Consider the following 15461-nt stretch of genomic DNA (forward strand, 5'->3'; position numbering starts at 1 on the left):
CGCCCATGAATTCCCAAACCGACCTCCCCGCCGCCCCGGCGCCGTCGCCCGTCGACGCGACCGCGATCAGCCACGCCCAGTTCGTCGACTGGATGCGCTCCGTCGCGCCCTATATTCACAAGTTTCGCAACAGCACCTTCGTGGTCGGTTTCGGCGGCGAGGTGGTGCAGCAGGGGCTGCTCAACGCGCTGGTCGCCGACATCGCCCTGCTGCAGGCGATGGGCATCCAGATCGTGCTGGTGCACGGCTCGCGGCCGCAGGTCGAGGAGCAGTTGAGCCTGCACGGGGTGGAGTCGGAGTTCTCGCACGGGCTGCGCATCACCGACGCGCGCGCGCTCGAGTCGTCCAAGGAGGCGGCCGGCGAAGTGCGCCTGGACATCGAGGCGGCGATCAGCCAGGGCCTGCCGAATTCGCCGATGGCGCATGCCCACATCAGCGTGGTGTCGGGCAACTTCGTCACGGCGCGCCCGGTGGGGGTTCTCGACGGCGTCGATTTCCAGCACACCGGCGTGGTGCGCAAGATCGATGCCGAATCGATCCGCCACTCGCTGGCCAGCCGCAAGCTGGTGCTGCTCTCGCCGCTGGGCTTCTCGCCGACCGGCGAAGCCTTCAACCTGTCGATGGAGGATGTCGCCTCGGCCGCCGCGATCGCGCTGCGCGCCGACAAGCTGATCTTCCTGACCGAGGCGCCCGGCGTGCTCGACAGCGAGGGCGAGCTGGTCCGCGAAATGTCGCTCGACGCGGCCGCCGACCTGCTCGATTCCGGCAATGTACAGGGCGACGAGGCCTTCTACCTGAAGCACGCGGTTCGCGGCTGCCGCGGCGGCGTGGCGCGGGCGCATCTGCTGCCCTACACGCTGGACGGCAGCGTGCTGCTCGAACTGTTCCTGCACGACGGCGTAGGCACCATGATCTCGTACGAGAACCTGGAAAGCCTGCGCGAAGCCACGCCCGACGACGTGGGCGGCATCCTCACGCTGATCGAGCCGCTCGAGACCGACGGCACCCTGGTACGGCGCGGCCGCCACCAGATCGAACGCGACATCGATCACTTCTCGGTGATCGAGCACGATGGCGTGCTGTTCGGCTGCGCGGCGCTCTATCCGTATACGCAGGAGAAGATCGGCGAGATGGCCTGCCTGACCGTGGCGCCCGAGGCGCAGGGCTCGGGCGACGGCGAGCGCCTGCTCAAGCGCATCGAGCAGCGCGCCCGCGCGCGGGGCCTCACGCGCATCTTCGTGCTCACCACCCGCACCGAACACTGGTTCCTCAAGCGCGGCTTCGTCAAGGCGACCGTCGACGACCTGCCCGAGGACCGCCGCAAACTCTATAACTGGCAGCGCAAGTCGCTCGTGCTGATGAAGCACCTCTGAGCGGCGCGACGCGCGCCACCCCCAGTCGATCACAGGAGAAGTCAACGATGACCCGTATGGTTCAATGCGCCAAGCTCGGCAAGGAAGCCGAAGGCCTCGATTTTCCGCCGCTGCCGGGTGAACTCGGCAAACGCATCTATGAAAGCGTCTCGAAGGAAGCCTGGCAGGGCTGGCTCAAGCAGCAGACGATGCTGATCAACGAGAATCGCCTGAACATGGCCGACCCGCGCGCGCGTCAGTACCTGGTCAAGCAGACCGAGAAGTACTTCTTCGGCGACGGCGCCGACCAGGCCGCCGGCTTCGTGCCGCCGACCGAGGGCTGATCGCCTCCCCTGCTTCGTCCGCGTGGTGCATTGGCGCCGCGCGGACGGGTTGCCTCCGCTCTTCCGCCTTTCCCTCCTCCCAGCACCTCGTCAAGGCATGCCGATCGGCCAGCCCTGACGCGCTCGAATCCATCGGTTCGACGCCGACCGCCTTCCGCCATCCCGCGCTCCGGCGACAAATTCACATTCATGCAAAATAACGCTGGAAAAAAGTGAACGATGACGCTAGAATCACGCCTCGATTCGCGTTACGGCACGGCCAAGGCACGGATCACATCCCGCCGGATGGAATGAGACGAAAATAAGGCTTGACGCAGTAACGAAGCCCCGTCATAATTCAAGGCTCTTTGGGCGGTTAGCTCAGCGGTAGAGCACTGCCTTCACACGGCAGGGGTCACTGGTTCGATCCCAGTACCGCCCACCAAAGAATTCGCCGATTCAGGCATGAAAAAAGCCCTGCACTTGCAGGGCTTTTTTCATTTCGGCGACTCGAATTCAAATCCCTTTCCGTTGCCGCATTCCGCGCCCTACTGCGTCTTCGCCACCGCGCTCCCCGGCCCGCTCCCGACATACCGCAGCATCGACAATTCCTCGCGCGCCTTGCCCGGCTCGCGCTCGAGCGAGGGCGTGAGCGGCCCCGCGATCAGCGCGAACGGCACCTGCATCCGCACATACTTGGTTTCCCCCGGCGCCACGTCGACCGTCAATGGCTTGTCGGGCGCGCTGGAGGTGGTGATCGTGTATTGCCCCGCCGGTTCGTCCAGATAGAAGAAGCCGCCATTGGGCATCACACCCGCCGGCTTGTCGTTGACCTTCACCTGGTCGCCGCTCGCGCCGCCGAGCTTGGCCGAGCTGCGGAAGAAGACGATGCGTCCCTGCCCCGCGGCCGGCGACGGCACCGACGCCCACATGTCGCGATAGATCGGTTTCTGCGGCTCCGACGACGCGCATCCCGCCATCGCGATCGTTGTCGTCAGCACCGTCACCGCGCCGCTGGCCCGCCAGTTCCACCTCATCGTGATGCCCTCCGGATCATGTTCGTTGATGCGAGAGGCCGGCCTCGGCCGGCCCTTTCAATCAGCATAGACGATCCATCCCGGCATCGCGACGAGCGTCGTCGCCGCGCGACGCACCTTTGACAATGCGAAACCATCGCGCGTCGCGCAGCAGCGGCCGCGCGAGGCCGGCATCGAGAACAACGGCCTCAAGCCGCGCCGATCTGCTTCGCGGTCGCAGCAATCGCGCGCGCGGCCTTCTCGACGATCTCGTCGACATCCTCCTTCGAGACCACTAGCGGCGGCGACAGCAGCATCCGGTCGCCCGTCGCGCGCATCACCAGGTTGCCGTCGAAGCAATGGTCGCGACAGATGGTGCCGACCTCGCCGCCGTTCGCGAAACGGCGGCGCGCGACCCGGTCCTCGGCGAGCTGGATGCCGGCGACCAGGCCCGCTCCGCTGATCTCGCCGACGATCGGGCTGCCGTCCAGCGCCTCGCGCAGGCGCTGCTGGAAATACGGCCCGATCTCGCGCTTCACGCGCTCGACCACGCCGCCGTCGCGCAACACCTTCAGGTTGGCCACCGCCACCGCCGCCGCCACCGGATGGCCCGAATAGGTCATGCCGTGGTTGAACTCGCCGTTCTCGATCAGCGCATTGGCGACGCGGTCCGACAGCGCCACCGCACCCATCGGCACATACCCGCTGGTGAGCCCCTTGGCGAGCGTCATCAGGTCCGGCGTGAAGCCGAAATGCTGGTGCGCGAACCATTCGCCGGTGCGCCCGAAGCCGCCGATCACCTCGTCGGCGATCAGCAGCACGTCGTACTTGCGACAGATCCGCTCGATCTCCGGCCAGTAGGTCGAGGGCGGCAGGATCACGCCGCCGGCGCCCTGGAACGGCTCGCCGATGAAGGCGCCCACCTGGTCGGCGCCGAGTTCGAGGATCTTCTCCTCGAGCTGCCGCGCGCGCGCCAGGCCGAACTCCTCGGGCGTCTGGCCGGCCGGCGCCTCGCCAAAGAAATACGGCTGGTCGATATGGACGATGTGCTCGACCTTGGAGGGCATCTGCTCGTGCATGTAGTCCATCCCGCCGAGCGTGCCGCCCGCGATGGTCGAGCCGTGATAACCGTTGCGGCGCGAGATCACGTACTTCCTGCCGGGCTGCCGCTGCGTGAGCCAGTATTGGTGCACCACGCGCAGCACGGTGTCGTTGCCTTCCGAGCCACTGTTGCAATAGAAGAAATGATTGAATCCCGGCGGCGCGATCTCGGCGAGCAGGGCCGAGAGCTCGATCACGGGCGGATGCGTGGTCTTGAAGAAGGTGTTGTAGAACGGCAGCTCGCGCAACTGCCGCGCGCCGGCCTCGATCAGTTCCTCGCGGCCGTAGCCGACGTTCACGCACCACAGCCCGGCCATGCCGTCGATGATGCGATTCCCATCGGAATCCTGCAGATGCACGCCGTGCGCGCTCACGATCACGCGGCTGCCGGCACGATTGAGCGCGCCCATGTCGGAGAACGGGTGCAGGTGGTGGGCCGCGTCGAGCGCGCGATATTCGGCGGTCGAGCGCGCGGCGGCCTTGGCCGGTGCGCGCACGGTCTGGACATAGGCGGATTCGCCGATGCGTTGGGTCATGATGGGTCCTCCGTTAGGCGGCGCGCGAGCGCCGCGATTGCGTTAGACATGCAGCAGCAGATGACGGCGTTCCCACGAGCTGATCACGCGGAAAAACGCCTCGTACTCGGTTTCCTTCAGCGCCAGGTAGGCCTTCACGAACTTCTCGCCGAGGATCTCGGCCAGCGGCGTCGAGGCGGCCATCAGCGTGAGCCCTTCCTCCAGGTTGCGCGGCAGTTGGTACGGCAGGCTGTAGCCGTCGGCCGCGAGCGGCGCGGTGGGTTGCAGCCCCTGCGTGATGCCCAGGTAACCTGCCGCGAGCGTGCCGGCCAGCGCCAGGTAGGGGTTGCAGTCGACGCCGGGAATCCGGTTCTCGATGCGGCGCGCGGCCGGCTCCGCATGCGGGATGCGAAAGCCCACCGTGCGATTGTCGTAGCCCCATTGCACGTTGATCGGCGCGGCCATGAAGCGCGACAGCCGGCGATACGAGTTGATGTAAGGCGCGAAGATCGGCATCAGCGCCGGCGTGTATTTCTGCAGGCCGGCCAGGTAGTGGCGGAACATGTCGGTCGATTCGCCCTTCGCGTCAACGAACAGGTTGCGGCCGCTCTCAACGTCGACGATGCTCTGGTGGATATGCATCGCCGAGCCCGGCTCGTTCTCCATCGGCTTGGCCATGAAGGTGGCGTACATGTTGTGGCGCAGCGCGGCCTCGCGCACGGTGCGCTTGAACAGGAACACCTGGTCGGCCAGCGACAGCGCATCGCCGTGCTGGAAGTTGATCTCCATCTGCGCGGCGCCGACTTCATGGATCAGCGTGTCGATATCGAGCCCCTGCATGTCGCAGTACTCGTAGATGTCCTCGAACAGCGGATCGAACTCGTTGACGGCCTCGATCGAGTAGGACTGCCGGCCGGTCTCGGCGCGGCCGGTGCGGCCCACCGGCGGGCGCAGCGGCAGGTCCGGGTCCTTGTTCATCTCGACCAGGTAGAACTCGAGCTCGGGCGCCACCACCGGACGCCAGCCCTTCTCGCGATACAGGTCGAGCACGCGGCGCAGCACGTAGCGCGGCGAGATCGCCACCGGCGAGCCGTCGAAGTGCACGCAATCGTGGATCACCTGGGCGGTAGGGTCGACCGCCCACGGAATCAGGCAGATGGTCGAGGGATCGGCCACGCACACCATGTCGGGATCGGTCACGCCCGACAGCGAGCCGTCCTCGGGATAATCGCCGGTGACGGTCTGCACCATCACGGCCTGCGGCAGCCGCATCGATTCGCCGGTCTCGAACTTGTTGCGCGGGATGATCTTGCCGCGCGCGATGCCGGCCATGTCCGGAATGATCGCCTCTACCTCGGTGATCCGATGCTGCTTCATGAAGTCGTCAAGGTCTTGCATAGGAGCCTCGTTGGGTGGGCACCGACGCGTTCGTGTTCATTGGACGCGCCGGCACACGGCGGCCTGTCAGGCCGCGATACGCCTTCGGGCCCGGCAGGCTTCGCCGAACGCCGAAAAAATGGCCCGCGACAGCGGGTTCCGCGCAAACTGCCATTCCGGATGCCACTGCACGCCGAGCGCGAAAGCACGCGCCTCGCGCACGCCGACCGCCTCGATCAACCCGTCGGGCGCGAGCGCCTCGATCGTCAGCCCCTCGCCGAGCCGATCGATCCCTTGCGCATGCAGGGAATTGACCTCGACCTCGGCCGCTTCGCCGACGAGCCGCGCCAGCAAGCCGCCCGGCGCGAGCCGCACGGCATGCGCGGGCCCGTACTGGCGATCGAGCGGCGCGGACTTGTCCTCGCGGTGATCGAGGAAACCGGGCAGTTCCTGCACGCGCTGATGCAGGCTGCCGCCGAACACCACGTTCAGCTCCTGCAGGCCGCGGCAGAGCGCCAGCACCGGCACGCCGGCCTCGATCGCGGCGCGGATCAGCGGCAGCGTGGTGGCGTCGCGCGCCGCGTCGTGCAAGGTGCCGGGCACACTCGCGACGCCCGCGTAGCGATGCGGCTCGACGTTCGAATAGCTGCCCGTCAGCAGCAGCCCGTCGATCGAGGCGAGCAGGTCTTCCACCGGCTGGCGATCGCCGAGCGCGGGCAGCACGAACGCGAGCGCGCCGGCGCCGTCGACCACCGCGTCGATGTATTTCTCGCCGGCGGAATGCACCGGGTGCGGGCCGGCCATCGAGCGATCGGCGCTGATGGCGACCAGGGGCCTCCCGGAAAGGTGTTGGGTCATCTTGCTGCCTCCGGTTCGATGCACGCGAGGGCACGCGCCACCCCGCGGCAAGCGGGCGGACGAGCGTCTTCGCGGCAACCGCGCGCGCCGGGGCGGCCGCGCGGCGACGGTTCGGATCTGCATGGGCAGTCGCGGTGGACCAGCGCTGCATGCCGGCTCGGCGGGATGCAAGGGCAAGCGCCCGCGATGCGGGAACGGCAATCCGGCGCATGCGAGCGCGCAAGCGCGGCACGCACGGGGCCGGAAGCAGGAATCGAGGCGCTAGGGCAACAACGAAGCGGCGTGATACGGCCGCAGCGCATTGTGCGCGCGGGCCGTGCCGACATTGAAACGGCGCACGCAACGCCGGGAAATGACGACGAAGATAGGCAGGCTTGGGCTAGCGCGATACTCGCCGCAGCCGGTTTCGGGGGACACGGCGACACGCGGCGACGCCGCGTACCGACTTCGGTCCCGACTGACCAGGGGGCCTCGGACTCTCACGATCACACTCGACTGACTGTTTAAAGTATTGAACGCGTCGAGCCCTGCGGGAGATGGATTCGCACGAGCGCTCGACACGCCGGCTGGCCGTCGGTGGCGATCGGTGCACTGCGCGAGTCGCGCAAACTGGCGTCATTCGGGCCAGAGTGATCGGCATGACGGCTTGCTGGGGTTTAGCTTAACGTATTCCCGGACGGCGTCAATCGCCTTTCAAAATTCCAAGCCGGGTATTTACCCTGAGCCCGTTCGCCGCCAGCCCGCTTAAAATATTCGACAGCCCCGGCGTGCCGACAGCGGCCTCACGACGATTTTCCAGCCGCGCATCGTCCGGATTCCGAACCGTCCTGCCGCTCGCCGCCGGCGAGCCGGAGCCGTCCGATGTCCGTAGAAGTCGCCACGCGCCTGCAGTTCATCCGCAAGAAGCACGGCCTGTCGCAACGCGAACTCGCGAAGCGCGCGGGCGTCACCAACGGCACCATCTCGCTGATCGAGCAGAACCGCGTGAGCCCCTCGGTGGGTTCGCTCAAGAAGCTGCTCGAATGCATCCCGATGAGCCTGGCGGAGTTCTTCACCTTCGAGTTCGAGGACGATGCGCCGGTGGTCTGGCGCCGCGACGAGATGCCGAATCTCGGTGACGAGGCCACGCCGCGCTACCTGGCGGGCGCGACCGTGCGCGAGCGCGCGATCACCCTGCTTCGTCAGGTCTACGAACCGCTCGGTGATTCGGGCGAGCAACCGCTCCAGCATCCGGGGCAGCTCGGCGGCATCGTCACGGCCGGGCAACTGGAATTGATCGTCTCGGGCCGCACCTGGCGGCTCGATCCGGGCGACAGCTATTATTTCGAGGGCCGCCTGCCCCATCGCTTCCGCAACCCGAGCGCCGATACGCGCTGCGAATTCGTCTCGGCCGCCACGCCGCCGACCGATTGATCCATCCAGCGCTCGGCCACGCGGCCGCGCGCCGTGCCTCACTGAACAGGACTTGCCCATGACCCATACCTTCGCCGACTGGCAGCGACTCGCCGCCTCGCTAGAGATCGAGGGTCGCGCCTTCGTCGACGGCGCCTATCGCGATGCCGCGAGCGGCCGCCGCTTCGACTGCGTGAGCCCGATCGACGGCCGCGTGCTCGCCCACATCGCCGACAGCGGCGCCGAGGACGTCGATGCCGCCGTGGCCGCCGCGCGCCGCGCCTTCGACGGCGGCGGCTGGTCCGGCCTCGCGCCGCGCGAGCGCCGCACCATCCTGCTGCGCTTCGCGGCCGCGCTGCGCGAGCACCAGGACGAACTTGCCGTGCTCGAGACCATCGATGCCGGCAAGCCGATCGCCGATACCACCTCGGTCGACATCCCCGGCGCCGCCTATTGCGTCGAATGGTTCGCCGAGGCGATCGACAAGATCGGCGGCGAGGTCGCGCCGGTCGATCCAAAGCTGGTCGGGCTCGTCACACGCGAGCCGGTCGGCGTGGTGGCGGCGGTGGTGCCCTGGAATTTCCCGCTGCTGATGGCGGCCTGGAAGTTCGCGCCGGCGCTCGCGGCCGGCAACAGCGTGGTGCTGAAGCCTTCGGAGAAATCGCCGCTGACGGCGATCCGCGTCGCCAAGCTGGCCTTCGACGCCGGCATTCCCGCCGGCGTGTTCAACGTGCTGCCGGGCGGCGGCGAGCCGGGCAAGCTGCTGGCGCTGCATCGCGACGTCGATTGCCTGGCGTTCACCGGCTCGACCGCGGTCGGCAAGCAGATCATGCAATACGCCGGCCAGTCCAACCTCAAGCGCGTCTGGCTGGAGCTCGGCGGCAAGTCGCCGAACATCGTGCTGCCCGATTGCCCCGACCTGGACCGCGCGGCGGCCGCCGCGGCCGGCGCGATCTTCTACAACATGGGCGAGATGTGCACGGCCGGCTCGCGCCTGCTGGTGCATCGCGAGATCCGCGAGCTGTTCGTCGCCAAGCTGCTGGAAGCCGCCAAGGCCTACCAGCCCGGCCATCCGCTCGACCCCGCCACCTCGATGGGCGCGATCATCGACCCGATCCAGCTCGAGCGGGTGCTCGGCTACATCGAGACGGGGCAGGCCGAAGCCAGGCTGCTGACGGGCGGCAAGCGCGTGAAGCAGGACAGCGGCGGCCTCTATGTCGAGCCGACCGTGTTCGAGACCGAGGCGAATACGCGGATCGCGCGCGAGGAGATCTTCGGGCCGGTGCTGTCGGTGATCGTGTTCGACACGGTCGACGAGGCGATCCGGATCGCCAACGACAGCGACTACGGGCTCGCGGCCGCCGTCTGGACCGGCAGCCTGGGCACCGCCCACGAGGTATCGCGGCGGCTGCGGGCGGGCACCGTCTGGGTCAACTGCTACGACGAGGGCGGCGACATGAACTTCCCGTTCGGCGGCTACAAGCAATCAGGTAATGGCCGAGACAAGTCGCTGCATGCGCTGGAGAAATACACCGAGCTGAAATCGACGCTGATCCGGCTGCGCTGAGCCTGCAGGCGGTCGGCAAGACAAAGCGGCGCGTCACCCTTCTCGGGTAACGCGCCGCTTTTTATCGCGCCATCCACCAGTGCCGGATCAGCGATACGCCAATGCCGTCTTCAGCAGCGTTTCGAGCAAGGGCGCGACCGCATCGGCCTTGCCTTCGTCGTAGGCGTAAGGACGCGTCTCGTCCATGTAGGTGATCTGCGCGAGCTCGAGCTGCACCGCGTCGACCTTCGCATCGGGCGCTCCATACTGGCGCGTGATGTAGCCGCCCTTGAAGCGCCCGTTCGCTACCGCCGTATAAGCACCCTGCCGCGTGACCACCTCGGCAAGCGCCTCGCCGAGCCCCGGCGCCGCGCTCGCGCCGTTCGCCGTGCCGAAGTTGAAGTCGGGCAGCCGCCCCTCGAAGAAGCGCGGCACCTGCGAGCGGATCGAATGCGCCTCCCACAGCAGCACGCGGCCATGCTCGGCGGCCAGCCGCGCGATCTCGTCCTTCAGCGCCGTGTGATACGGCAGCCAGTAGCGATCGCGCCGGCGCATGATCTCCGCCTCGTCGGGCTGGCCGCCGACGGGATACAGCGCTTCCTTGTCGAAGGTATCGACCGGCACCAGCCCCGTGGTGTCCTGGCCCGGGTACAGGTTCGCATTGTCGGGCGGCCGGTTCAGGTCGACCACGTAGCGCGCGTTGGCGGGCACCAGCACCGAGCCGCCCAACTCGCGCACGAAGCCATACAGGCGTTCGAGGTGCCAGTCGCAATCGTCGACGTGGGCGGCAACGGGCGTCATGGTCCGCGCGATATCCTCGGGCAGGCGCGTGCCCGCATGAGGAATCGAGACGAGCAGCGGCACGCTGCCCTGGTGCAGGGTGAAAACAGCGGGTTCAGCGACGGCATTCATCGGTTCGAGATCCTTGTCGAGGGGCGCGCCGTTCAGCGCAGCAGTTCCGCGAGCGCGCGGCGGTAGTCGGCATAGGCTTGCGCCTCGTCGCGATGGCGGCGCGCGTCGACCACGCGCTCGCCGCCGGTATAGACGTCGAGCACGGGCGTGTCGCCATGCTCGGCGAACACCACGCCCGACAGCCAGTCGTCGCTGCCGCGCTCCATCAGGCTGGGGTGATCGGGATCGAACACGATCCAGTCGGCGCGGCTGCCCACGCGCAGCGCGCCGACCGGCCGGCCGCTGGCACGGGCGCCGCCCGCCAGCGTGGCCGCGAACAGCATGTCGGCGACATGCGGCTGCGTCGCGTCGGCCAGCACGTTGCGCTCGCGGCGCACCAGCCGCTGACCGTATTCGAGCAAGCGCAGCTCGGCGCGCCAGTCGACGCTGGCATGGCTGTCCGAGCCGATGCCGATCGCGCCTTTCCTGGCGAGGTAGTCGACGGCCGGGAAGATGCCGTCGCCGAGATTCGCCTCGGTGGTCAGGCACAGGCCGGCCACGGCGCCGCTGGCGGCCAGCGCGGCGGTTTCCGCCTCATCGACGTGGGTCGCGTGAACCAGGCACCAGCGCGCATCGACCTCGAAGCCGTCGAGCAGCCGCTGCACCGGGCGCATGCCGGTGGTGCGCAGGCAATCCTCGACCTCGGCGGTCTGCTCGGCGATATGGATATGCACCGGCGCATCGGCCGGCAGCCCGGCCAGCAGCACGCGCAACCCCGGCTCGGAGACCGCGCGCAGCGAATGCGGCGCGATGCCGTAGCGCAGGCCCTCATGCTCGGGCACGGCCGAGCGCAGCGAATCGAGCAGCGAGAGCAGGCCTTCCGAGGTGTTGATGAAGCGGCGCTGGTCCTCGCGCGGCGGCTTCTCGCCGAAGCCGCTGTACTGGTAGGCGACCGGCAGCATGGTGATGCCGATGCCGGTCTCGCGCGCCGCGTCGACCACGCGCCGCGCCAGTTCCTCCTGGCGCGGATAACGCTCGCCATCCTGCATGTGATGGACGTAGTGGAATTCACAGACCGAGGTGTAGCCGCACTTCAGCATCTCGACATAGAGCCAGCGCGCGATCGCGCCGAGCGCGTCGGGCGTCAGCTTCAGCGCGAAGCGGTACATCAGGTCGCGCCAGCTCCAGAAGCTGTCGGACGGATTCGCCCGGTATTCGGTGAGCCCGGCCATCGCTCGCTGGAAGGCGTGCGAATGCAGGTTGGGCATGCCCGGCGCGAGCGGGCCGCGCGCGCGCGCGACGCCTTGCGGGCATGCCACGCCGGCGCGCACCTCGGTGAGCATGCCGCGCTCGTCCCAGCCCAGCAGCACGTCGCGCTGCCAGCCGCCGGGCAGGAAGGCATTCTCGGCAAACAGCATTGCCTGATTCATCGTGAGGATCCCTTCGAAATTACACGGCGTCGCGACGGAACACGGTCGCGCCGCGCTTGACGACACGCTCGCAGAGCGGTCGTCCGAACCAGTAGGCCAGCTCGGCCAGCGAGGCCACCGGCCAGGCCGCGAAGTCGGCCGCGCGCCCGGCCGCCAGCAGGCCGTGGCGGTCGGCGCGGCCGAGCGCGGCGGCCGCGTGGCGCGTCACGCCCAGCAGCACCTCGGGCACCGTCATGCGAAACAGCGTGCAGCCCATGTTCATGGTCAGCAGCAGCGAGGTGAGCGGCGAGGTGCCGGGATTGTGATCGGTGGCGATCGCGATCGGCACGCCGTGGCGGCGCAGCAGATCGAGCGGCGGCAATTGCGTCTCGCGGATGAAGTAATAGGCGCCCGGCAGCAGCACGGCCACCGTGCCGGCGGCCTTCATCGCCTCTATGCCGGCCTCGTCGAGATACTCGATGTGGTCGGCCGACAAGGCTCCGTGACGCGCGGCCAGCGCCGTGCCGCCCGAGTTCGACAACTGCTCGGCATGCATCTTGACCGGCAGCCCGTGGCGGTGCGCGGCCTCGAACACGCGCTCGCTCTGCGCGAGCGAGAAGCCGATTCGTTCGCAGAACACGTCGACGGCGTCCACCAGCCCTTCGGCGGCCAGCGCCGGCAGCATGGTGTCGCAGACGAGATCGATGTAGTCGTCTGCGCGCCCCGCGTATTCGGGCGGCAGCGCATGCGCGCCGAGAAAGGTGGTGTGGACGTCGACCGGGAAGCGTTCGCCGAGCTGGCGCGCCACGCGCAGCATCTTGCGCTCGCTGGCCAGCTCCAGCCCGTAGCCCGACTTGATCTCGATCGCCGTCACGCCCTCGGCCAGCAGCGGCGCGAGCCGTGCCGCGGCCTGCGCGAACAGCGTCGCCTCGTCGGCCTCGCGCGTCGCGCGCACCGTCGAGACGATGCCGCCGCCGCGCCGCGCGACCTCCTCGTAGCTGGCGCCGGCCAGCCGCAGCGCGAACTCGTCGGCGCGCTGGCCGCCATAGACCAGGTGCGTATGACAGTCGACCAGGCCCGGCGTGACCCAGGCGCCGCCGAGGCCTTCACGCGTCCAGCCCGCGTAGGCGTCGGGCAGTGCCGCGCGCGGGCCGAGCCAGGCGATCGTGCCGTCGGCATCGACGGCCAGCGCCGCGTCGGCAATCGTCTCCTCGGGATCGCCCGAGGCGCAGAGATTCAGTTGATGCCAGACAGTGGGAGTCATCGTTTCATGCAGCCCAGGTTCATGCGGCCTTCGCGGCCGCCTTCGGAATCAGTTCGATACAGAGCAGCGCGCCTTCGCCGCGCACCGAGCCGGTGATAGCCGTGCCCGGCACGCCGGGTGAGTCGATCCGCAAGGTATCGAGCGCGCCGAGCACGACGCTTCCCGCCTCGCCCGCGCCGTCGATCGACACGCTCGGCGTGCCGCTCGCGCAGAACAGCAGCACGGTCGCGGCGCTCGAATCGATGCCTGCGCCATCGGCGAGGATCGAGACACGGCCCGTCACGGCCGAGCGCCGCGTCATCAGGTTGAAGTCGCGGGTCGGGCCGTCGTTCAGCTCGGCCGACAAGGCCAGCTCGCCGTCGAAGTCGAAGCGATCGAGCGGCGCGGCCAGCAGGCGCCGCGCGCCGTCCTCGCCGATCAGGCTCATGCCCGCGCCCGAGAGCAGCACCAGGGTGCGATCGATCCCGGGAAAACGCGAGAACGGGCCGGGCTGCGCCACGTCGGCGACGCTCACGCGCCACGCGAAACCGTCGAGCGAGGCGCCCGGCGGCTGCGCCGCGATTTCGCGCGTCACCCCGCCGCCGTTCTTCCACGGCGAGGCGACGAGCTGTTCGGCCCGGATCAGCGAGAGTCGAAGCGGATGAGTCATGGTGCGTTCGCTCAGCGCCCCAGCATCGGCAGCTTGAGGCCGGCCTCGCGCGCGGTTTCCTGCGCGAGTTCGTAGCCGGCATCGGCGTGACGCATCACGCCCGTGGCCGGATCATTGAACAGCACGCGGGCCAGGCGCTCCTTCGCCGCGTCCGTGCCGTCGGCCACGATCACCACGCCCGAGTGCTGCGAGAAGCCCATGCCGACCCCGCCGCCATGGTGCAGCGACACCCACGATGCCCCGCCTGCCGTGTTCAGCAGCGCATTGAGCAGCGGCCAGTCGCTGACCGCGTCCGAGCCGTCCTTCATCGCTTCCGTCTCGCGGTTCGGGCTCGCCACCGAGCCCGTGTCGAGGTGGTCGCGCCCGATCACGATCGGCGCCTTCAGCTCGCCCTTGCGGACCATCTCGTTGAAGGCCTGCCCCAGGCGATAGCGATCCTTCACGCCCACCCAGCAGATCCGCGCCGGCAGCCCCTGGAAGGCGATCCGCTCGCGCGCCATGTCGAGCCAGTTGTGCAGGTGCGGATCGTCGGGGATCAGCTCCTTCACCTTCGCATCGGTCTTGTAGATATCCTCGGGATCGCCCGACAGCGCCACCCAGCGGAACGGCCCCTTGCCCTCGCAGAACAGCGGGCGGATATAGGCCGGCACGAAACCCGGGAAGTCGAAGGCGTTGTGCACGCCCATCTCCAGCGCCATCTGGCGGATGTTGTTGCCGTAGTCGAGCGTGGCCGCGCCGCGTTCCTGCAGCGTCAGCATCGCCTGCACCTGCCTGGCCATCGACTGCTTGGCCGGCTTCACGATGCTCTGCGGATCGACCTTGCGCGCCTCGTGCCATTGTTCGACGCTCCAGTCTTGCGGCAGGTAGCCGTTCACCGGGTCGTGCGCGCTGGTCTGGTCGGTCACGCAGTCCGGCGTGATGCCGCGCGCGACGATCTCGGCGAACAGGTCGGCCGCGTTGCCGAGCAGCCCGATCGAGACCGGCTTGCCGTTCGCCTTGGCCTCTTCCAGCATCGCCAGCGCCTCGTCGAGCGTCTTGGCCTTCTTGTCGACGTAGCGCGTCTTCAGGCGGAAATCGATGCGCGACTCGTCGCATTCCACGGCGATCATCGAGAAGCCGGCCATGGTGGCGGCCAGCGGCTGCGCGCCGCCCATCCCGCCCAGGCCGCCCGTGAGGATCCAGCGGCCGGAAGGATCGCCGTTGAAATGCTGGTTGGCCACCGAGAAGAAGGTCTCGTAGGTGCCCTGCACGATGCCCTGGCTGCCGATGTAGATCCAGCTGCCGGCCGTCATCTGGCCGTACATCATCAGGCCCTTGCGGTCGAGCTCGTTGAAGTGATCCCAGTTGGCCCAATGCGGCACCAGGTTCGAATTCGCCAGCAGCACGCGCGGCGCGTCGGCGTGGGTGCGGAACACGCCCACCGGCTTGCCCGACTGGACCAGCAGCGTTTCGTTGTCCTCCAGGTCCTTCAGCGAGGCGAGGATCTGGTCGAAGCAGTCCCAGTTGCGCGCCGCGCGCCCGATGCCGCCATAGACCACCAGCGCATGCGGATGCTCGGCCACCTCGGGATCGAGATTGTTCTGGATCATCCGGTACGCCGCCTCGGCGAGCCAGGTCTTGCAGGTTTTCTCGCTGCCGCGCGGCGCGCGGATCACGCGCGTCGGATCGAGACGCGGATCGATGTGCTTGGGATGGTTCATGTCGACGGCTCCCTACGAAGGAATGGATGCAAAGGGCTGCGCGGTTCGGCGCCTGGCGCGGCCGCGCG

Annotated in this window: 13 protein-coding genes and 1 tRNA gene; 5 read left to right on the forward strand and 9 right to left on the reverse strand. The window is 68.3% G+C overall.

Translation table 11 applies throughout. From position 1 onward, the window contains the following. The first annotated feature begins 5 nt into the window (after positions 1 to 5). The 3 genes from argA (at position 6) to BM43_RS18280 (ending at position 2120) form a co-directional block, all read left to right on the forward strand. Positions 6 to 1373, forward strand: a complete 1368-nt coding sequence (gene argA / locus BM43_RS18270; protein ID WP_013698774.1) for an amino-acid N-acetyltransferase — start codon at positions 6 to 8, stop codon at positions 1371 to 1373. Positions 1374 to 1420: 47 nt separating this feature from the next. Then, positions 1421 to 1696, forward strand: coding sequence for an oxidative damage protection protein (locus BM43_RS18275; RefSeq protein WP_013698775.1), 276 nt, complete (start codon positions 1421 to 1423; stop codon positions 1694 to 1696). 349 nt (positions 1697 to 2045) lie between these two features. Beyond that, positions 2046 to 2120, forward strand: a tRNA-Val gene (locus BM43_RS18280). A gap of 103 nt (positions 2121 to 2223) precedes the next feature. Here BM43_RS18280 and BM43_RS18285 read toward each other — a convergent pair. From BM43_RS18285 to BM43_RS18300, 4 genes are all read right to left on the reverse strand, one after another. Then, positions 2224 to 2712, reverse strand: coding sequence for a DUF2846 domain-containing protein (locus BM43_RS18285; protein ID WP_219925717.1), 489 nt, complete (start codon positions 2710 to 2712; stop codon positions 2224 to 2226). A 188-nt stretch (positions 2713 to 2900) separates the two neighbouring features. Continuing rightward, positions 2901 to 4328 (reverse strand): aspartate aminotransferase family protein, encoded by a 1428-nt coding sequence (locus BM43_RS18290; protein WP_036049963.1) that lies wholly within the window; start codon positions 4326 to 4328, stop codon positions 2901 to 2903. A 42-nt stretch (positions 4329 to 4370) separates the two neighbouring features. After that, positions 4371 to 5705 (reverse strand): glutamine synthetase family protein, encoded by a 1335-nt coding sequence (locus BM43_RS18295; protein ID WP_013698778.1) that lies wholly within the window; start codon positions 5703 to 5705, stop codon positions 4371 to 4373. Between the two features lie 66 nt (positions 5706 to 5771). Beyond that, positions 5772 to 6542 (reverse strand): gamma-glutamyl-gamma-aminobutyrate hydrolase family protein, encoded by a 771-nt coding sequence (locus tag BM43_RS18300; RefSeq protein ID WP_036049961.1) that lies wholly within the window; start codon positions 6540 to 6542, stop codon positions 5772 to 5774. Positions 6543 to 7403: 861 nt separating this feature from the next. Between BM43_RS18300 and BM43_RS18305 the strand changes: the two genes are divergently transcribed. Further along, a complete protein-coding gene (locus BM43_RS18305; RefSeq protein WP_013698781.1) occupies positions 7404 to 7955 on the forward strand; it encodes a cupin domain-containing protein in 552 nt (183 codons plus the stop codon). Positions 7956 to 8013: 58 nt separating this feature from the next. Further along, entirely contained in the window at positions 8014 to 9501 is a 1488-nt protein-coding gene (locus tag BM43_RS18310) for an aldehyde dehydrogenase (RefSeq protein WP_036049960.1), read from the forward strand. 87 nt (positions 9502 to 9588) lie between these two features. On the opposite strand, the gene hutG is transcribed toward BM43_RS18310, so the two are convergent. The 5 genes from hutG to hutU are packed head-to-tail and all read right to left on the reverse strand — an operon-like array spanning position 9589 to position 15393. Further along, positions 9589 to 10392 (reverse strand): N-formylglutamate deformylase, encoded by an 804-nt coding sequence (gene hutG, locus BM43_RS18315; RefSeq protein WP_036049958.1) that lies wholly within the window; start codon positions 10390 to 10392, stop codon positions 9589 to 9591. A 32-nt stretch (positions 10393 to 10424) separates the two neighbouring features. Then, entirely contained in the window at positions 10425 to 11801 is a 1377-nt protein-coding gene (locus BM43_RS18320) for a formimidoylglutamate deiminase (protein WP_036049955.1), read from the reverse strand. A 19-nt stretch (positions 11802 to 11820) separates the two neighbouring features. Then, on the reverse strand, positions 11821 to 13044 hold the full coding sequence (gene hutI, locus BM43_RS18325; RefSeq protein WP_036049952.1) for an imidazolonepropionase: 1224 nt from the start codon (positions 13042 to 13044) through the stop codon (positions 11821 to 11823). 19 nt (positions 13045 to 13063) lie between these two features. Next, positions 13064 to 13693 (reverse strand): HutD/Ves family protein, encoded by a 630-nt coding sequence (locus BM43_RS18330; RefSeq protein ID WP_036049950.1) that lies wholly within the window; start codon positions 13691 to 13693, stop codon positions 13064 to 13066. A gap of 11 nt (positions 13694 to 13704) precedes the next feature. Next, on the reverse strand, positions 13705 to 15393 hold the full coding sequence (gene hutU / locus BM43_RS18335) for a urocanate hydratase (protein WP_036049948.1): 1689 nt from the start codon (positions 15391 to 15393) through the stop codon (positions 13705 to 13707). Between the last annotated feature and the right edge of the window lie 68 nt (positions 15394 to 15461).

This window comes from Burkholderia gladioli, from assembly GCF_000959725.1.
GTDB classification, from domain to species: domain Bacteria; phylum Pseudomonadota; class Gammaproteobacteria; order Burkholderiales; family Burkholderiaceae; genus Burkholderia; species Burkholderia gladioli.